Here is a 17,559-nt window from a genome sequence, read left to right as displayed (position 1 = left end):
GGAGTAACCGATGGCGCACGATGAACAATGGCTCACCCCACGTCTGCAAACGGCGGCAACGCTGTGTAACCAGACGCCTGCCGCGACGGAATCTCCGCTGTGGCTGGGGGTGGATCTGGGCACCTGCGATGTGGTGTCGATGGTTGTTGACCGCGACGGTCAGCCGGTGGCGGTATGCCTCGACTGGGCCGATGTGGTCCGCGACGGCATCGTCTGGGATTTCTTCGGTGCGGTCACCATTGTTCGTCGCCATCTCGACACCCTCGAGCAGCAATTCGGTCGCCGTTTTAGCCATGCGGCGACCTCTTTTCCTCCAGGTACGGACCCGCGTATTTCCATCAACGTGCTGGAATCTGCCGGACTGGAAGTGAGCCATGTACTGGATGAGCCAACCGCAGTCGCGGATCTGCTGCAACTGGACAACGCCGGTGTAGTGGATATCGGCGGTGGCACTACTGGTATTGCCATCGTGAAAAAGGGCAAGGTGACGTACTCGGCGGATGAAGCGACCGGCGGACATCACATCTCTCTGACTCTCGCCGGAAATCGTCGTATTTCGCTGGAAGAGGCAGAGCAGTACAAGCGCGGTCACGGTGAAGAGATTTGGCCCGCGGTGAAACCGGTGTACGAAAAAATGGCGGACATTGTCGCCCGGCATATTGAAGAGCAGGGCATTACTGATTTATGGCTGGCGGGCGGCTCTTGTATGCAACCGGGCGTGGCGGAACTGTTTCGCAAACAATTTCCGGCGTTACAGGTGCATTTACCGCAGCACAGTTTGTTTATGACCCCGCTGGCGATCGCCAGTAGCGGGCGAGAGAAAGCGGAGGGGCTATATGCAAAATGAATTGCAGACCGCGCTCTTTCAGGCGTTCGATACCCTGAATCTGCAACGGGTAAAAACATTTAGCGTTCCACCGGTGACGCTTTGCGGTCCGGGCGCGGTGAGCAGTTGTGGGCAGCAAGCGCAAACGCGTGGGCTGAAACATCTGTTCGTGATGGCAGACAGCTTTTTGCATCAGGCCGGGATGACCGCCGGGCTGACGCGTAGCCTGGCCGTTAAAGGTATCGCCATGACGCTCTGGCCATGTCCGGTGGGCGAACCATGCATCACCGACGTGTGTGCAGCCGTGGCGCAGTTGCGTGAATCAGGCTGTGACGGGGTGATTGCGTTTGGCGGCGGCTCGGTGCTGGATGCAGCAAAAGCCGTGGCGTTGCTGGTGACGAACCCGGATAGCACGCTGGCAGAGATGTCAGAAACCAGCGTTCTGCAACCGCGCCTGCCGTTGATTGCCATTCCAACGACCGCCGGAACCGGCTCTGAAACCACCAACGTAACGGTGATTATCGACGCGGTGAGCGGGCGCAAGCAGGTGTTAGCCCATGCCTCGCTGATGCCGGATGTGGCGATTCTCGACGCCGCGTTGACCGAAGGCGTGCCGTCGCATGTCACGGCGATGACTGGCATTGATGCGTTAACCCATGCCATTGAAGCGTACAGCGCGCTGAACGCCACACCGTTTACCGACAGTCTGGCGATTGGTGCCATTGCGATGATTGGCAAATCGCTGCCGAAAGCGGTGGGCTACGGTCACGACCTTGCCGCCCGCGAGAGCATGTTGCTGGCTTCATGTATGGCGGGAATGGCGTTTTCCAGTGCGGGGCTTGGGTTGTGCCACGCGATGGCGCATCAGCCAGGGGCGGCGCTGCATATTCCGCACGGTCTGGCGAACGCTATGTTGCTGCCAACGGTGATGGAATTTAACCGGATGGTTTGTCGTGATCGGTTTAGTCAGATTGGCCGGGCGCTGAGAACTAAAAAATCCGACGATCGTGACGCTATTAACGCGGTAAGTGAGCTGATTGCGGAAGTCGGGATTGGTAAACGACTGGGCGATGTTGGTGCAACATCTGCGCATTACGGTGCATGGGCGCAGGCCGCGCTGGAAGATATTTGTCTGCGCAGCAACCCGCGTACCGCCAGCCTGGAGCAGATTGTCGGCCTGTACGCAGCGGCGCAATAAATGCCGGATGCGACGCTTGCCGCGTCTTATCTGGCCTTCGGGATTGCACATGTAGGGCGGATAAGGCGTTCACGCCGCATCCGCCAATAAATAACAACTAACAGGGAGTAAAGGCGATGGGAATTAACGAAATCATCATGTACATCATGATGTTCTTTATGCTGATAGCTGCCGTAGACAGGATCCTGTCGCAGTTCGGCGGTTCTGCTCGTTTCCTCGGTAAGTTCGGTAAAAGTATCGAAGGATCCGGCGGTCAGTTCGAAGAAGGCTTTATGGCAATGGGCGCTCTGGGCCTGGCTATGGTCGGTATGACCGCGCTGGCACCGGTACTGGCCCACGTACTCGGGCCGGTGATTATCCCGGTTTACGAAATGCTCGGCGCAAACCCGTCAATGTTCGCCGGAACACTGCTGGCGTGCGATATGGGCGGCTTCTTCCTCGCCAAAGAGCTGGCGGGCGGCGACGTAGCAGCGTGGCTATACTCTGGATTAATTCTCGGGTCGATGATGGGGCCAACGATTGTGTTTTCCATTCCGGTGGCGCTCGGCATTATCGAACCTTCTGACCGTCGTTATCTGGCGCTCGGCGTGCTGGCGGGCATTGTGACCATTCCGATTGGCTGTATTGCCGGTGGTCTGGTGGCTATGTACTCCGGTGTGCAGATCAACGGTCAGCCAGTGGAATTCACCTTTGCGCTGATCCTGATGAACATGATCCCGGTACTTATCGTTGCGGTGCTGGTGGCGCTGGGGCTGAAATTCATCCCGGAAAAAATGATCAACGGCTTCCAGATCTTCGCCAAATTCCTCGTTGCATTGATCACCCTCGGTCTTGCCGCTGCGGTAGTGAAATTCCTGCTCGGTTGGGAACTGATCCCCGGTCTGGATCCTATCTTTATGGCCCCTGGCGATAAACCCGGTGAAGTGATGCGCGCCATTGAAGTTATCGGTTCTATCTCCTGTGTTCTGTTAGGGGCGTACCCGATGGTGCTGCTGCTGACTCGCTGGTTTGAAAAACCGCTGATGAGCGTCGGTAAGGTGCTGAATATGAACAACATAGCGGCAGCCGGCATGGTCGCAACCCTTGCCAACAACATCCCGATGTTTGGCATGATGAAGCAGATGGATACCCGCGGCAAAGTCATCAACTGTGCCTTCGCCGTTTCCGCTGCTTTCGCCCTGGGCGACCACTTAGGCTTCGCCGCTGCCAACATGAACGCCATGATCTTCCCGATGATTGTCGGCAAGTTGATCGGCGGCGTAACGGCGATTGGCGTGGCGATGATGCTGGTGCCAAAAGAAGACGCGACCACGGCTAAAACCGAAGCGGAGGCGCAATCGTGAACACTCGCCAGCTACTGAGCGTCGGTATCGATATCGGCACCACCACCACCCAGGTGATCTTCTCCCACCTGGAGCTGGTTAACCGTGCGGCGGTGTCGCAGGTGCCGCGCTACGAATTCATCAAACGCGAAATTAGCTGGCAAAGCCCGGTGTTCTTTACCCCTGTCGATAAACAGGGTGGTTTAAAAGAAGCGGAACTGAAAACCTTAATCCTGGAGCAATATCAGGCTGCGGGCATTGCGCCGGAAAGCGTTGATTCTGGTGCCATCATCATCACCGGTGAAAGCGCGAAAACCCGCAACGCTCGCCCGGCGGTGATGACGCTCTCCCAGTCGCTGGGCGATTTTGTCGTCGCCAGCGCCGGGCCGCATCTCGAATCCGTGATCGCCGGTCACGGTGCCGGGGCGCAAACCCTTTCTGAACAACGGCTGTGTCGGGTACTGAATATCGACATCGGCGGTGGCACTGCGAACTACGCCCTGTTCGATGCCGGAAAAATCAGCGGCACCGCCTGCCTCAATGTCGGCGGTCGCCTGCTGGAAACCGACAGCCAGGGGCGCGTGGTTTACGCTCATAAACCGGGGCAGATGATTGTGGATGAGTGCTTCGGCGCAGGCACCGACGCCCGTTCGCTGACCGGCGCGCAGCTGGTGCAGGTTACCCGGCGGATGGCAGAGCTGATTGTCGAAGTGATTGACGGAACGCTTTCGCCGCTCGCGCAGGCATTAATGCAAACCGGTTTGCTGCCCGCAGGTGTTACGCCCGAAATCATTACGCTTTCTGGCGGCGTGGGCGAATGTTATCGCCACCAGCCCGCCGACCCGTTCTGTTTTGCCGATATTGGCCCGCTTCTGGCAACGGCGCTGCATGACCATCCGCGCCTGCGTGAGATGAACGTGCAGTTTCCGGCGCAAACCGTGCGCGCCACGGTGATTGGCGCGGGTGCACATACCCTTTCGCTCTCTGGCAGCACAATCTGGCTGGAGGGCGTACAACTGCCGCTGCGCAACTTGCCGGTGGCGATCCCAATTGATGAAAAGGATCTGGTGAGTGCCTGGCAACAGGCGCTGATTCAGCTGGATCTTGATCCTAAAACTGACGCGTACGTGCTGGCGCTTCCCGCCTCGCTGCCTGTGCGTTACGCCGCGGTACTGACGGTCATCAACGCGTTGGTCGATTTCGTCGCGCGTTTTCCGAATCCGCATCCCCTGCTGGTGGTGGCCGGGCAGGACTTTGGTAAAGCTCTGGGCATGTTGTTGCGCCCACAGCTACAACAACTCCCGTTGGCAGTCATTGACGAAGTGATTGTCCGCGCGGGGGACTATATCGACATTGGTACGCCTCTTTTTGGCGGATCGGTTGTGCCGGTGACGGTGAAATCACTCGCATTTCCTTCCTGAGGGAACGACTTATGAAACTAAAGACCACATTGTTCGGCAATGTATATCAGTTTAAGGATGTAAAAGAGGTGCTGGCTAAAGCCAACGAACTGCGTTCGGGGGATGTGCTGGCGGGCGTTGCTGCGGCAAGCTCACAGGAGCGCGTGGCGGCAAAGCAGGTGTTGTCGGAAATGACCGTAGCGGACATCCGCAATAATCCGGTGATTGCCTATGAAGATGACTGCGTGACGCGGCTGATTCAGGACGATGTTAACGAAACGGCCTACAACCAGATTAAAAACTGGAGCATCAGCGAACTGCGTGAGTATGTGCTGAGCGATGAAACCAGCGTGGACGACATTGCCTTTACCCGCAAAGGGCTGACCTCGGAAGTGGTAGCGGCGGTAGCGAAGATTTGCTCCAACGCGGACCTGATCTACGGCGCGAAGAAAATGCCGGTGATCAAAAAGGCCAATACCACCATCGGTATTCCGGGCACCTTCAGCGCCCGCTTGCAGCCAAACGATACCCGTGACGATGTGCAAAGTATCGCCGCGCAAATCTACGAAGGGCTTTCCTTCGGGGTGGGCGATGCGGTGATCGGCGTTAACCCGGTGACTGACGACGTGGAAAACTTAAGCCGCGTGTTGGATACCATCTATGGCGTGATCGACAAATTCAACATCCCAACTCAGGGCTGCGTACTGGCGCACGTCACCACCCAGATCGAAGCGATTCGTCGCGGCGCACCGGGCGGGCTGATTTTCCAGAGTATTTGCGGCAGCGAAAAAGGGCTGAAAGAGTTTGGCGTGGAGCTGGCGATGCTCGACGAAGCGCGCGCAGTGGGTGCAGAGTTTAACCGTATCGCCGGGGAAAACTGCCTCTACTTCGAAACCGGACAAGGTTCGGCGCTGTCCGCTGGCGCTAACTTCGGCGCTGACCAGGTGACGATGGAAGCGCGTAACTATGGGCTGGCGCGTCATTACGATCCGTTTATCGTCAACACCGTGGTCGGTTTTATTGGGCCGGAGTATCTCTACAACGACCGCCAGATTATCCGCGCGGGCTTAGAAGATCACTTTATGGGTAAGCTGAGCGGCATCTCTATGGGCTGTGACTGCTGCTACACCAACCACGCTGACGCTGACCAGAACCTCAACGAAAACCTGATGATCCTGCTCGCCACCGCAGGCTGCAACTACATCATGGGGATGCCGCTGGGCGATGACATCATGCTCAACTATCAGACCACCGCATTCCACGACACTGCCACTGTGCGTCAGTTACTGAATCTGCGCCCGTCACCGGAGTTTGAACGCTGGCTGGAAAGCATGGGCATTATGGCAAACGGTCGCCTGACCAAACGGGCGGGCGATCCGTCACTGTTCTTCTGATGACGCGGAGATAACACATCATGGATCAAAAACAGATTGAAGAAATTGTACGCAGCGTGATGGCGTCAATGGGACAAGCGGCCCCCGCGCCGTCAGAAGCAAAGTGCGCCACCACCACCTGTGCGGCACCGGTGACCTCGGAAAGCTGCGCGCTGGATTTAGGCTCTGCGGAAGCAAAAGCGTGGATTGGTGTTGAAAACCCACATCGTGCGGATGTGTTAACAGAACTGCGTCGCAGCACCGTGGCCCGCGTTTGTACCGGTCGTGCCGGTCCGCGTCCGCGCACCCAGGCGTTGCTGCGTTTCCTGGCCGATCACTCTCGTTCGAAAGATACCGTTCTGAAAGAAGTACCGGAAGAGTGGGTGAAAGCGCAGGGCTTGCTGGAAGTCCGCTCCGAAATCAGCGACAAAAATCTCTACCTGACTCGTCCGGATATGGGCCGCCGCCTGTGTGCTGAAGCTGTTGAAGCGCTGAAAGCACAGTGTGTTGCTAATCCGGACGTGCAGGTCGTTATTTCTGATGGCCTGTCAACTGATGCGATCACCGTGAACTACGAAGAGATCCTGCCGCCGCTGATGGCGGGCCTGAAACAGGCCGGGCTGAAAGTCGGCACGCCATTCTTTGTTCGTTATGGTCGCGTGAAGATTGAAGATCAGATCGGTGAGATCCTCGGCGCGAAAGTGGTGATCCTGCTGGTGGGCGAACGTCCGGGGTTGGGGCAGTCAGAAAGCCTCTCCTGCTACGCCGTTTACTCGCCGCGTATGGCGACCACCGTTGAGGCCGATCGCACCTGTATCTCTAACATTCACCAGGGCGGCACGCCGCCGGTTGAAGCCGCAGCCGTCATTGTGGATTTGGCGAAACGTATGCTGGAGCAGAAAGCATCCGGCATCAACATGACCCGATAAGGAGGCATCATGCCAGCTTTAGATTTGATTCGACCGTCGGTAACCGCCATGCGGGTGATTGCCTCCGTTAACGCCGAATTTGCACGTGAACTGAAATTGCCGCCGCATATTCGTAGCCTCGGGCTGATTTCTGCTGATTCAGATGACGTCACCTACATTGCGGCTGACGAAGCGACCAAGCAGGCGATGGTGGAAGTGGTGTATGGCCGCTCGCTGTATGCGGGAGCCGCACACGGCCCGTCACCGACTGCCGGTGAAGTGCTGATTATGCTGGGTGGGCCAAACCCGGCGGAAGTGCGTGCTGGTCTGGATGCGATGGTTGCGCATATTGAAAATGGCGCTGCTTTCCAGTGGGCTAATGACGCAGAAAATACAGCCTTCCTGGCACATGTCGTTTCGCGTACCGGTTCTTATCTCTCATCAACCGCCGGGATCACGCTTGGCGATCCGATGGCGTATCTGGTGGCACCGCCGCTGGAAGCGACCTACGGCATTGATGCAGCGTTGAAATCTGCCGACGTGCAGCTGGTGACCTATGTCCCGCCACCGTCTGAAACCAACTACTCGGCAGCATTTTTAACCGGTAGCCAGGCCGCGTGTAAAGCAGCCTGTAACGCCTTTACCGATGCAGTGCTGGAAATCGCGCGTAATCCAATCCAGCGTGCGTAACGGAGGTTGCCGATGATCAATGCACTGGGATTGCTGGAAGTGGACGGCATGGTCGCCGCGATAGATGCAGCTGATGCCATGCTCAAAGCAGCTAACGTTCGTCTGCTCAGTCACGAAGTGCTTGACCCTGGTCGCCTAACGCTGGTGGTGGAAGGCGATCTGGCGGCGTGTCGTGCGGCGCTGGACGCAGGTTGTGCTGCCGCGATGCGTACCGGGCGTGTCATCAGCCGTAAGGAGATCGGTCGGCCAGACGATGACACCCAGTGGCTGGTTACTGGCTTTAACCGCCAGCCGAAGCAACCCGTAAAGGAACCCGACGCGCCAGTTATCGTCGTGGAATCTGCTGACGAGTTGTTGGCGCTGTTAACATCAGTACGTCAGGGAATGACGGCAGGAGAAGTGGCTGCCCACTTTGGCTGGCCGCTGGAAAAAGCCAGAAATGCGCTCGAACAGCTCTTTTCTGCCGGGACGTTACGTAAACGCAGTAGTCGTTACCGTCTCAAGCCCCATTAACCTGTCGGAGGTGCCGGGTGTCCTACAACACCCGGCATTAACATCATGAAAAAGACCCGTACAGCCAATTTGCACCATCTTTATCATGAACCCTTACCCGAAAACCTGAAGCTCACGCCGAAGGTCGAAGTGGATAATGTTCATCAACGACAGACAACGGATGTCTATGAACATGCTTTGACAATTACCGCCTGGCAGCAGATTTACGATCAGCTGCATCCGGGCAAGTTTCATGGTGAATTTACGGAAATTCTACTCGATGATATTCAGGTTTTTCGTGAATACACCGGTCTGGCGCTGCGTCAGTCGTGCCTGGTCTGGCCGAACTCGTTCTGGTTTGGCATTCCGGCGACGCGCGGTGAGCAGGGATTTATCGGTTCGCAATGTCTGGGAAGCGCAGAAATTGCGACGCGCCCGGGTGGAACCGAGTTTGAATTAAGTACGCCGGACGATTACACGATCCTGGGCGTAGTGCTTTCTGAAGATGTCATCACTCGTCAGGCTAACTTTTTGCATAATCCGGATCGGGTATTACATATGCTGCGTAGCCAGTCGGCGCTGGAAGTGAAAGAGCAGCATAAAGCCGCTCTGTGGGGCTTTGTCCAACAGGCGCTGGCGACATTTTGCGAGAACCCGGAAAATCTTCATCAGCCTGCTGTGCGTAAAGTGCTGGGGGATAATTTGCTCATGGCGATGGGGGCGATGCTGGAAGAAGCGCAGCCAATGGTGACGGCGGAAAGCATCAGTCATCAGAGTTACCGTCGATTGCTTTCCCGCGCCCGTGAATATGTGCTGGAAAACATGTCCGAACCAGTGACGGTGCTGGACTTGTGTAATCAACTGCATGTCAGCCGCCGCACGCTACAAAACGCTTTTCACGCTATTTTAGGCATTGGCCCAAACGCGTGGCTGAAACGCATTCGCCTGAACGCCGTGCGCCGCGAACTGATAAGTCCGTGGTCGCAAAGTATGACCGTAAAAGACGCCGCCATGCAGTGGGGATTCTGGCATCTGGGGCAATTCGCCACGGATTATCAGCAACTGTTTGCCGAGAAGCCGTCACTGACGCTGCATCAGCGGATGCGGGAATGGGGGTGAGGGAGTTACACCCAATCCCTGACCTTAATAAACCCACTTAACGCCGCTTCCGGGCTGCCTGCTTCTGGCTGATAATCATACTCCCAGCGTACCAGCGGCGGCATTGACATCAGGATAGACTCGGTGCGCCCGCCGGTTTGCAGGCCAAACAGTGTGCCACGATCCCAGACCAGATTGAACTCGACATAACGACCGCGACGATATAACTGGAAATTGCGCTCGCGCTCGCCGTAGGCCATCGTTTTACGTCGCTCTACAATTGGTAAATAAGCGTTGGTGTAGCCTTTGCCTACCGCCTGCATAAAGGCAAAACAGTGGTCAAAGTCTGGCGTGTTCAGGTCATCAAAGAACAGGCCGCCAATGCCGCGTTGTTCGTTACGATGTTTGAGGTAGAAGTATTCGTCGCACCACTTTTTGTAACGCGGATAAACGTCTTCGCCAAATGGCAGGCACAGGTCACGGGCGGTGCGGTGCCAGTGAATGGCGTCTTCTTCAAAACCATAGAAAGGGGTTAAATCGAAGCCGCCACCAAACCACCAGACGGGTTCGGCACCCGGTTTTTCGGCAATAAAAAAGCGCACATTCGCGTGGCTGGTGGGAACATACGGATTATGCGGATGCACTACCAGTGAAACGCCCATCGCCTCGAAACTGCGTCCGGCAAGTTCCGGGCGATGAGCGGTGGCGGAAGCGGGCATGGCGTCGCCGTGAACGTGAGAAAAGTTAACGCCCGCTTGTTCGAAAACACCACCATTACGCAACACCCGACTACGCCCACCGCCGCCAGCTTCACGTTGCCAGCTATCTTCGACAAACTCTGCGCCATCGACGGCGGTCAGTTGTTGACAAATTGTATCCTGAAGGTTGAGCAGGAACTGTTTAACCAGGTGTGCGTCGGGTTTCATCACTTACCGCTTTCTCGAGTGTGCTTTCTGGTTGTCAAACCAGTGGAAATAACTGATCACGCCTTCGGCAATCGCTGTGGCGATTTTCTGGCGAAACGCCGCCGTGCCTAACAGCCGCTCTTCTTCCGGGTTGGTGATAAACGAGGTTTCCACCAGCACCGACGGAACCGACGGCGATTTCAACACCACAAACGCGGCTTGTTCGGTGTTGCGGCTGTGCAGTTTATGCACCGGCTTAATCTTTTTCAGAATATGCGAGCCGAGCGTCAGGCTGTTTTTAATAGTATCGGTTTGCACCAGATCAAACAGCACTTGCTGCAATAGGTGATCCTTGTCAGTCGCCTTTTTACCGGCAACTTCATCAGCACGGTTTTCGCGTTCAGACAGGTATTTCGCCATTGCGCTACTAGCACCGCGGTTAGAGAGGGCAAATACCGAAGCACCGGCAGCTTTCGGGTTGGTAAAGCCATCGGCATGAATTGACATAAACAGATCTGCGCCATGTTTATGGGCGATTTCAACGCGATCGTATAGTGGGATAAACGTATCGCCAGAACGCGTTAAACGCGCATCAATGCCATGATTACGCAAAATGGAACGGACGTTTTTAGCAATCGCCAGCACCACATGTTTTTCTTTCGAACCGTTGCGTCCGATCGCTCCGGTATCAATCCCGCCGTGGCCTGGATCGAGAACAACGACACGTTTGCCGCCAGATTTTTTGGCTTTCGGCTTGCTGTGTCCGTTGCTGGTTTTTAAAGGTTCGTCTTTGGCGATGGCTTGCGACATTCCTGACAACGTCAGGGCAGCCAAACCGGCTTTCAGCACCTGGCGGCGCGAAGTGAGTGTTTTTAGTGGTTTAAAAGTGCTCATACGGCCTGAGTTGTAATAATAAAGTTCCAGATGTTATATCGTATCGCGTAATCCGTTACGACCGTTTGCTGTTGAGAATTGTTTTACTTTTCATTTCAATAGTTGACAACTCCCCATTATGCTACTTTTTCAACCGATTTTCGTCAGATATTGGCTAATTCGACCGTTCACGCCATAATCAGACTTTTAACCCGCAAAAAGGTAACGAATACCATGGAGATACGCGTATTTCGCCAGGAAGATTTCGAAGAGGTCATCACCCTTTGGGAGCGTTGCGACTTGCTGCGTCCGTGGAACGATCCGGAAATGGACATCGAGCGTAAGATGAACCATGACGTCAGTTTGTTTCTGGTCGCTGAGGTAAACGGTGAAGTGGTCGGAACGGTGATGGGCGGTTATGACGGGCATCGCGGGTCTGCTTATTATCTTGGCGTGCATCCAGAGTTTCGTGGGCGTGGGATTGCTAATGCGTTGCTTAATCGGTTGGAGAAAAAGCTGATTGCTCGCGGCTGTCCGAAAATTCAGATCAACGTGCCGGAAGATAACGACATGGTGCTCGGAATGTATGAACGCCTGGGATATGAACACGCCGACGTGCTGAGTCTGGGTAAGCGTTTGATTGAAGATGAAGAGTACTGAGTTTCATCCTGTCCATTATGATGCGCACGGTCGCCTGCGTTTACCCTTGCTCTACTGGCTTGTGCTATTGCTTCAGGCGCGAACCTGGGTGCTGTTTGTCATTGCCGGAGCGTCGCGCGAGCAGGGTACTGCGCTGCTAAATCTCTTTTATCCCGATCACGATAATTTCTGGCTGGGGTTGATTCCCGGTATTCCGGCGGTGCTGGCATTTTTGCTGAGTGGTCGGCGGGCTTCATTTCCCCGTATCTGGCATGTACTCTATTTTCTGTTGCTGTTGGCGCAAGTGGTTTTACTTTGTTGGCAACCGTGGCTGTGGCTGAACGGTGAATCCGTTAGCGGTATCGGTCTGGCGCTGGTAGTGGCGGATATCGTGGCGTTAATCTGGCTGCTGACCAATCGACGTTTACGCGCTTGTTTTAATGAAGAAAAAGAATAACGGCACTTTTTGGTGAATTTGCACTCCAAGCAACGTTATTGAATAACCAAAGGAAGTGACATGAAATCGCTGCGTTTAATGTTATGCGCTATGCCGTTGATGCTGACCGGCTGTTCCACGATGTCGTCAGTTAACTGGTCGGCCGCTAACCCGTGGAACTGGTTTGGATCATCCACCAAAGTGAGCGAGCAGGGCGTGGGTGAATTAACGGCGTCCACACCACTGCAAGAACAAGCCATTGCTGATGCGCTTGATGGCGATTATCGCCTGCGCAGCGGAATGAAAACCGCGAACGGCAACGTGGTGCGCTTTTTTGAAGTGATGAAAGGCGACAACGTGGCGATGGTGATTAACGGTGATCAAGGCACGATCAGCCGCATTGATGTGCTGGATAGCGATATTCCTGCTGACACCGGTGTTAAAATCGGTACACCGTTTAGTGACCTTTACAGCAAAGCATTTGGCAATTGCCAAAAGGCCGACAGTGATGATAATCGTGCCGTCGAATGTAAAGCCGAAGGCAGTCAACATATTAGCTACCAGTTCAGCGGGGAATGGAGTGGCCCTGAAGGGTTAATGCCTTCGGACGATACCCTGAAAAACTGGAAAGTCAGTAAAATTATCTGGCGGCGTTAATTTGCGTCTGAACAAACCGCCGCCGCGAAAAAACACGTAAAATAGCGCCCAACAATGCCACGGATTGCGTGGCATTATTATTTTCAGGAGGAACAATGTCTCAGGTTCAGAGTGGCATTTTGCCAGAACATTGCCGCGCGGCGATTTGGATCGAAGCCAACGTGAAAGGGGAAGTTGACGCCCTGCGTGCGGCCAGTAAAACATTTGCCGACAAACTGGCAACTTTTGAAGCGAAATTCCCGGACGCGCATCTTGGTGCGGTGGTTGCCTTTGGTAACAATACCTGGCGCGCTCTGAGCGGCGGCGTTGGGGCCGAAGAGCTGAAAGATTTTCCGGGCTACGGTAAAGGCCTTGCGCCGACGACCCAGTTCGATGTGTTGATCCACATTCTTTCTCTGCGTCACGACGTGAACTTCTCTGTCGCTCAGGCGGCGATGGAAGCCTTTGGTGACTGCATTGAAGTGAAAGAAGAGATCCACGGCTTCCGTTGGGTTGAAGAGCGTGACCTGAGCGGCTTTGTTGACGGTACAGAAAACCCGGCGGGTGAAGAGACGCGCCGCGAAGTGGCTGTTATCAAAGACGGCGTGGATGCGGGCGGCAGCTATGTGTTTGTGCAGCGTTGGGAGCACAACCTGAAACAGCTCAATCGGATGAGCGTTCACGATCAAGAGATGATGATCGGGCGCACCAAAGAGGCCAACGAAGAGATTGACGGCGACGAACGTCCGGAAACCTCTCACCTGACCCGCGTTGATCTGAAAGAAGATGGCAAAGGGCTGAAGATTGTTCGTCAGAGCCTGCCGTACGGCACCGCCAGTGGCACTCACGGTCTGTACTTCTGCGCCTACTGCGCGCGTCTGCATAACATTGAGCAGCAACTGCTGAGCATGTTTGGCGATACCGATGGTAAGCGTGATGCGATGTTGCGTTTCACCAAACCGGTAACCGGCGGCTATTACTTTGCGCCGTCGCTGGACAAGTTGATGGCGTTGTAAGCGTTTCTGATTCATTGATTAAAGGCCAGCCAGTAACACAACTGACTGGCCTTTTTATTACTGCTTTAACGCCGCATACACCTGATCAACTACCCAACCATAAGTTGCAATCGGTAGCTGACCGCTTTCGAACATATTGGGATTTTTTTGTGGATCGGCAACTGGCGAATGTGGCTTGTTGCTTAACATCACAATCGCCATATGATTCACCGGATCGATAACGGTCACCGTCCCGGTCCAACCTGTGTGACCGTAGGTTTGCGGGCTTGCCAGCGTGCCAAACGTCGGCGTCATGGTGGCATTACCATTCACGCGCCAGCCAAGGCCAAAAGTGGCATCTTCCTTAGAGCTGGTGGTGAACATCTTCACCGTTTCTGCATTGAACAGCTGCACATCACCATAGCCACCGCCGTTCAGCATCGTTTGCATTAACACCGCAATATCGCCGGTATTGGAAAACAAACCTGCGTGCCCGGAAACACCGCCCATCGAATAAAAGGCTTTTTCATCGTGCACCTGACCCCAGAGAGTGGAGGTGCGGATATTCGGGAAGTGAATCACGCCATCGCGGGTATTGCCGTTGAGTTCCGTGGCGGCAATTTGTTGCGGTTTAAAGCCTTTCAGTAGCGGATTAAACACCGTATGCGTCAGGCCGAGCGGGCGATAAATCGACTCTTCAACATAGCGGTCAAGTGGCTGACCGGTAACCGACTCGACGATAAATCCAAGCAGCATATAATCGACATCGCTGTAGATATGCTTGCTGCCGGGCTGATACTCCAGCGGCGTGCGCTTGATCATCTCCAGCGTCTGGTCTTTATCCTGGGAATATAACGCGCCCGCGACCGCTTTATTCGGGTATTGCGGATCTGCCGGGAAACCGCCGCTGTGATGCAGCAGATCAGAAATCCGCAACGTGTTTTTGCCTTTAATGGTGTCATTTGGGTTATCGGCAAACCCTGGAATATATTTCGCAATCCGATCGTCAGGATGCAGTTTGCCTTCGCTCATCAGCTTTTGCAGCGCGAAGTTAGTGGCGTACATCTTGGTGTTTGAGGCCAGATCATACAGCGTCCCGGTGGTGGCTTTTACAGGCTGCGCCATTAACGCGCTGCCATCGTACTTTTTCGCCGCGCCCCAGGCTTTGCGATAAACAATCTGATTATCTTTTATAATCAGCAGGTTTACGCCGGGATAACCGGCATCAACTTGCTGGCTTATCCAGCGATCCATCTGATTAAGCCGTTCGACGTTAAACCCTGCTTTCTCTGGCGAACTTTCTGTCAGAACAGGGTATTTTGCGGCGCTGACGCTACAGCTGACAGCCAGCAGAGAAAGATAGAGCATTGTCCGTTTCATATTATCAGTCCAGATTGACGTTACGGCAGCCAAAGAGCGTGGTGAAAATAAACCCGCAAACCCATGCTACCAGAATCCCGCCTGCATAAACCGCCATTGCAGGAAGGATACCTTGTGCTGAGGTCATCAGCGGCAGCGCCACCAGACCAGACGGCCCAAAGGCGCTGTTTAAGCCCATCGGCAGACCCCACCAGGCTATCAATCCGATAAACAAACCGCCCGCCGCGCCGCCTAAACAGGCGGTAATAAACGGTTTCATGCGGGGCAGGGTGACGCCGTAAATCAACGGTTCGCCAACGCCCAGCAGGCCGGGAATAATCGCCCCGCGTACCTGACTGCGTAATGCACTGTGCGGTTGCGCCCGCCAGTAGAGTGCCAGCGCCGCGCCCACCTGGCCCGCGCCTGCCATCGAAAGGATGGGAAATAAGCTGTTGAATCCCTGACTGTCCATTAACGCGAGGTAAACGGGAATAAAGCCCTGATGCACGCCAAATACCACGGCGATCAGGAATAGCCCGGCTAAAACCGCACAACCGAGCGGATTACTGTTCAGGTGCATAAACAGCCACGACATACCTTCGAATAACCAGCCGCCCAGCGGCATAATGATCAGGTACGCAAGCGTAGCGGTGATTAGCAGGGTGATTAACGAGGTCAACAGCATGTCGAGATCGTCCGGCATAAAGCGGCGCACCATGCCTTCGATGCGGGCGCAGGCCCACGCGGCAATCAACACGCCGATAATATTGCCGCGCGGATCGATGGGCAGACCAAAGAAATCGTGAAATCCGGCGTAGTAACCCGTGGTTGCAGCGGGGTTATAACCGAGCAAAAAGAGCGCGGCGATAATTGCGCCATTGACGCCCGTGCCGCCAAATGCCTGGGCGGCGTTATAGCCCACCAGAATCACCAGGAAGGTGAACAGGCCTTTGCTGAACACCTTCATAAAATTCAGCGCATCGGGTAGCGTGCCCTGAGCATCTGCCGAAACGTGCATCACCGTGGCAATTAACGTCGCTATTCCCAGCAGCAGACCAGCGGCAATAAAACCGGGGATCAGCGGCGTGAAGATGGTGGCAAATTTGGCGAGAAATTGTTGCACGCCGGAGGTTTGTTTGGCTTTTAACTGACGTTTATTCTGAGCGGCGATTTCTGCGGCATCCTGTACCGGTGCTTCGCCCAGCAACTCGCTCATCGCTTTTGCGGCGCGATGCGCTTTACCTGGCCCAAAAACGACCTGGACCTGGTCGCTGGTCAAAATGACGCCCTTCACGCCTTCCAGCGTTTTGATATCGGGATCAACCAGTGAACTGTCATGTACACCCAGACGCAGGCGCGTCATACAGTTACCACAACTGGCGATATTTCCCGGTCCACCGACCCGGGTAAGAATGGTGTTCAGAAGTTCACTGCTGATCTCTTTGGCCATGGGTTATTCCTTGTCTAAAACCTGACGAATAAAGCCGCCGTGTTGATCCAGGCGTTTTTTAGCTTCTGCGGCATCGAGATTTTTCAGCACCATCACAATGGCCGTTTTACAGTTGCGCTCGCAGGCAACCAATGCCGCTTCCGCTTGCTCTGCGCTACATCCGGTAGCGTTTTTGACGATATTGACCTGGCGTACATGCAGTTTTTCATTGGTGGCGACCACATCGACCATCAGGTTGCCGAACACTTTGCCTGACTTAATCATCAGCCCGGTGGAGAGCATATTGAGCACCAGTTTCTGCGCCGTGCCTGCTTTCATTCGCGAAGAACCGGTAACCACTTCAGCCCCGACGACTGGCGTAATGGCAAACTCAGCGGTGGTGGAAACCGCGCTCCCCGGATTACAGGAAATTCCCACTGTACGGCAGCCGAGTTGGCGCGCGTATTCCAGCCCGGCAATCACATACGGTGTGCGTCCGCTGGCCGCAATACCAACCACCACATCCTGCGCGGTTAAGCCGATATTTTTCAGATCATTAACACCACCTTCCCGGCTATCTTCCGCGCCTTCCACCGCGTGCTGAATGGCATATTCGCCGCCAGCAATTAATCCAACTACCAGACCTGGCTTCACGCCGTAGGTCGGCGGACATTCGCTGGCATCCAGAATCCCCAGACGACCGGATGTTCCCGCACCGAGATAAATCAGACGCCCGCCGCCGCTTACCTGGGCGTGGATAACATCGATCGCTGCGGCGATATCCGGCAGTACGCGCTCAACGGCGAGTGGTACGGTTTTATCTTCATCGTTGATAATCCGGCACATTTCCAGCGTTGATACGCGGTCAATTTCAGCCGAAGCGGCGTTCGAGCCTTCGGTAATCATCTTTTCAAGTTGCATCGGTGGTGACCTTACTATTTACGATCAAATAATTGCAGATGTATGGAATCATATATCCC

Annotated in this window: 18 protein-coding genes; 13 read left to right on the top strand and 5 right to left on the bottom strand. The window is 54.9% G+C overall.

Annotation, left to right across the window (positions count from 1 at the left end):
• Positions 1 to 10: 10 nt before the first annotated feature.
• From eutJ to eutR, 9 genes are all read left to right on the top strand, one after another.
• Positions 11 to 847 carry an ethanolamine utilization protein EutJ gene (gene eutJ / locus ACJHYW_RS09140; RefSeq protein WP_000929728.1) on the top strand — a complete coding sequence of 279 codons (837 nt, stop codon included), beginning with the start codon at positions 11 to 13 and terminating at the stop codon, positions 845 to 847.
• Entirely contained in the window at positions 837 to 2,024 is a 1,188-nt protein-coding gene (gene eutG, locus ACJHYW_RS09135; protein ID WP_001178774.1) for an ethanolamine utilization ethanol dehydrogenase EutG, read from the top strand. The genes eutJ and eutG overlap by 11 nt, the downstream gene beginning before the upstream one ends.
• Before the next feature lie 116 nt (positions 2,025 to 2,140).
• Complete coding sequence (eutH, locus tag ACJHYW_RS09130) at positions 2,141 to 3,367, top strand: ethanolamine utilization protein EutH (protein ID WP_000512389.1); 1,227 nt, start codon at positions 2,141 to 2,143, stop codon at positions 3,365 to 3,367.
• Entirely contained in the window at positions 3,364 to 4,767 is a 1,404-nt protein-coding gene (gene eutA, locus ACJHYW_RS09125; RefSeq protein WP_001097495.1) for an ethanolamine ammonia-lyase reactivating factor EutA, read from the top strand. The genes eutH and eutA overlap by 4 nt, the downstream gene beginning before the upstream one ends.
• Positions 4,768 to 4,778: 11 nt before the next feature.
• Positions 4,779 to 6,140 carry an ethanolamine ammonia-lyase subunit alpha gene (gene eutB, locus ACJHYW_RS09120; protein WP_000769961.1) on the top strand — a complete coding sequence of 454 codons (1,362 nt, stop codon included), beginning with the start codon at positions 4,779 to 4,781 and terminating at the stop codon, positions 6,138 to 6,140.
• Positions 6,141 to 6,160: 20 nt separating this feature from the next.
• Positions 6,161 to 7,048 carry an ethanolamine ammonia-lyase subunit beta gene (gene eutC / locus ACJHYW_RS09115; protein ID WP_000372321.1) on the top strand — a complete coding sequence of 296 codons (888 nt, stop codon included), beginning with the start codon at positions 6,161 to 6,163 and terminating at the stop codon, positions 7,046 to 7,048.
• 9 nt (positions 7,049 to 7,057) lie between these two features.
• Positions 7,058 to 7,717, top strand: a complete 660-nt coding sequence (gene eutL / locus ACJHYW_RS09110; protein ID WP_001111038.1) for an ethanolamine utilization microcompartment protein EutL — start codon at positions 7,058 to 7,060, stop codon at positions 7,715 to 7,717.
• A gap of 12 nt (positions 7,718 to 7,729) precedes the next feature.
• Positions 7,730 to 8,230 (top strand): ethanolamine utilization microcompartment protein EutK, encoded by a 501-nt coding sequence (gene eutK / locus ACJHYW_RS09105; protein WP_001314924.1) that lies wholly within the window; start codon positions 7,730 to 7,732, stop codon positions 8,228 to 8,230.
• Positions 8,231 to 8,275: 45 nt separating this feature from the next.
• A complete protein-coding gene (gene eutR / locus ACJHYW_RS09100; RefSeq protein WP_000753708.1) occupies positions 8,276 to 9,328 on the top strand; it encodes an HTH-type transcriptional regulator EutR in 1,053 nt (350 codons plus the stop codon).
• Positions 9,329 to 9,333: 5 nt separating this feature from the next.
• Here eutR and hemF read toward each other — a convergent pair whose 3' ends face one another.
• Positions 9,334 to 10,233, bottom strand: coding sequence for an oxygen-dependent coproporphyrinogen oxidase (gene hemF / locus ACJHYW_RS09095; RefSeq protein WP_024179507.1), 900 nt, complete (start codon positions 10,231 to 10,233; stop codon positions 9,334 to 9,336).
• A gap of 3 nt (positions 10,234 to 10,236) precedes the next feature.
• Positions 10,237 to 11,106: an N-acetylmuramoyl-L-alanine amidase AmiA gene (amiA, locus tag ACJHYW_RS09090; RefSeq protein ID WP_000102892.1), complete on the bottom strand. Its 870-nt coding sequence runs from the start codon at positions 11,104 to 11,106 to the stop codon at positions 10,237 to 10,239.
• A 213-nt stretch (positions 11,107 to 11,319) separates the two neighbouring features.
• Between amiA and ACJHYW_RS09085 the strand changes: the two genes are divergently transcribed.
• The 4 genes from ACJHYW_RS09085 (at position 11,320) to yfeX (ending at position 13,812) form a co-directional block, all read left to right on the top strand.
• Positions 11,320 to 11,745, top strand: a complete 426-nt coding sequence (locus ACJHYW_RS09085; RefSeq protein ID WP_000406000.1) for a GNAT family acetyltransferase — start codon at positions 11,320 to 11,322, stop codon at positions 11,743 to 11,745.
• The gene (locus ACJHYW_RS09080) at positions 11,732 to 12,181 is read left to right on the top strand and encodes a DUF2919 domain-containing protein (protein ID WP_001361766.1); all 450 of its coding nucleotides are present in this window, start codon (positions 11,732 to 11,734) and stop codon (positions 12,179 to 12,181) included. The genes ACJHYW_RS09085 and ACJHYW_RS09080 overlap by 14 nt, the downstream gene beginning before the upstream one ends.
• 60 nt (positions 12,182 to 12,241) lie before the next feature.
• Entirely contained in the window at positions 12,242 to 12,817 is a 576-nt protein-coding gene (locus ACJHYW_RS09075; RefSeq protein WP_000838948.1) for an RpoE-regulated lipoprotein, read from the top strand.
• Positions 12,818 to 12,912: 95 nt separating this feature from the next.
• A complete protein-coding gene (gene yfeX, locus ACJHYW_RS09070; RefSeq protein WP_000084590.1) occupies positions 12,913 to 13,812 on the top strand; it encodes a porphyrinogen peroxidase in 900 nt (299 codons plus the stop codon).
• 57 nt (positions 13,813 to 13,869) lie between these two features.
• Here yfeX and pbp4b read toward each other — a convergent pair whose 3' ends face one another.
• The 3 genes from pbp4b to murQ are packed head-to-tail and all read right to left on the bottom strand — an operon-like array spanning position 13,870 to position 17,500.
• A complete protein-coding gene (pbp4b, locus tag ACJHYW_RS09065) occupies positions 13,870 to 15,171 on the bottom strand; it encodes a penicillin binding protein PBP4B (RefSeq protein ID WP_061092810.1) in 1,302 nt (433 codons plus the stop codon).
• Between the two features lie 4 nt (positions 15,172 to 15,175).
• On the bottom strand, positions 15,176 to 16,600 hold the full coding sequence (murP, locus tag ACJHYW_RS09060; protein WP_001040452.1) for a PTS N-acetylmuramic acid transporter subunit IIBC: 1,425 nt from the start codon (positions 16,598 to 16,600) through the stop codon (positions 15,176 to 15,178).
• 3 nt (positions 16,601 to 16,603) lie between these two features.
• Entirely contained in the window at positions 16,604 to 17,500 is an 897-nt protein-coding gene (gene murQ / locus ACJHYW_RS09055; protein ID WP_001175617.1) for an N-acetylmuramic acid 6-phosphate etherase, read from the bottom strand.
• Positions 17,501 to 17,559: the final 59 nt, after the last annotated feature.

Origin of the sequence: Escherichia sp. WS3063, from assembly GCF_046486595.1 — a bacterium.
GTDB classification, from domain to species: domain Bacteria; phylum Pseudomonadota; class Gammaproteobacteria; order Enterobacterales; family Enterobacteriaceae; genus Escherichia; species Escherichia coli.
Note: the sequence above shows the minus strand (reverse complement) of the source record. Positions and strands in the feature narration are given on the sequence as shown.

Coding starts and splice junctions, on each gene's coding strand:
- eutJ (WP_000929728.1), top strand. CDS start 11: ATGGCGCACGATGAACAATGGCTCACCCCACGTCTGCAAACGGCGGCA.
- eutG (WP_001178774.1), top strand. CDS start 837: ATGCAAAATGAATTGCAGACCGCGCTCTTTCAGGCGTTCGATACCCTG.
- eutH (WP_000512389.1), top strand. CDS start 2,141: ATGGGAATTAACGAAATCATCATGTACATCATGATGTTCTTTATGCTG.
- eutB (WP_000769961.1), top strand. CDS start 4,779: ATGAAACTAAAGACCACATTGTTCGGCAATGTATATCAGTTTAAGGAT.
- eutC (WP_000372321.1), top strand. CDS start 6,161: ATGGATCAAAAACAGATTGAAGAAATTGTACGCAGCGTGATGGCGTCA.
- eutL (WP_001111038.1), top strand. CDS start 7,058: ATGCCAGCTTTAGATTTGATTCGACCGTCGGTAACCGCCATGCGGGTG.
- eutK (WP_001314924.1), top strand. CDS start 7,730: ATGATCAATGCACTGGGATTGCTGGAAGTGGACGGCATGGTCGCCGCG.
- eutR (WP_000753708.1), top strand. CDS start 8,276: ATGAAAAAGACCCGTACAGCCAATTTGCACCATCTTTATCATGAACCC.
- hemF (WP_024179507.1), bottom strand. CDS start 10,233: ATGAAACCCGACGCACACCTGGTTAAACAGTTCCTGCTCAACCTTCAG.
- amiA (WP_000102892.1), bottom strand. CDS start 11,106: ATGAGCACTTTTAAACCACTAAAAACACTCACTTCGCGCCGCCAGGTG.
- ACJHYW_RS09085 (WP_000406000.1), top strand. CDS start 11,320: ATGGAGATACGCGTATTTCGCCAGGAAGATTTCGAAGAGGTCATCACC.
- ACJHYW_RS09080 (WP_001361766.1), top strand. CDS start 11,732: ATGAAGAGTACTGAGTTTCATCCTGTCCATTATGATGCGCACGGTCGC.
- ACJHYW_RS09075 (WP_000838948.1), top strand. CDS start 12,242: ATGAAATCGCTGCGTTTAATGTTATGCGCTATGCCGTTGATGCTGACC.
- yfeX (WP_000084590.1), top strand. CDS start 12,913: ATGTCTCAGGTTCAGAGTGGCATTTTGCCAGAACATTGCCGCGCGGCG.
- pbp4b (WP_061092810.1), bottom strand. CDS start 15,171: ATGAAACGGACAATGCTCTATCTTTCTCTGCTGGCTGTCAGCTGTAGC.
- murP (WP_001040452.1), bottom strand. CDS start 16,600: ATGGCCAAAGAGATCAGCAGTGAACTTCTGAACACCATTCTTACCCGG.
- murQ (WP_001175617.1), bottom strand. CDS start 17,500: ATGCAACTTGAAAAGATGATTACCGAAGGCTCGAACGCCGCTTCGGCT.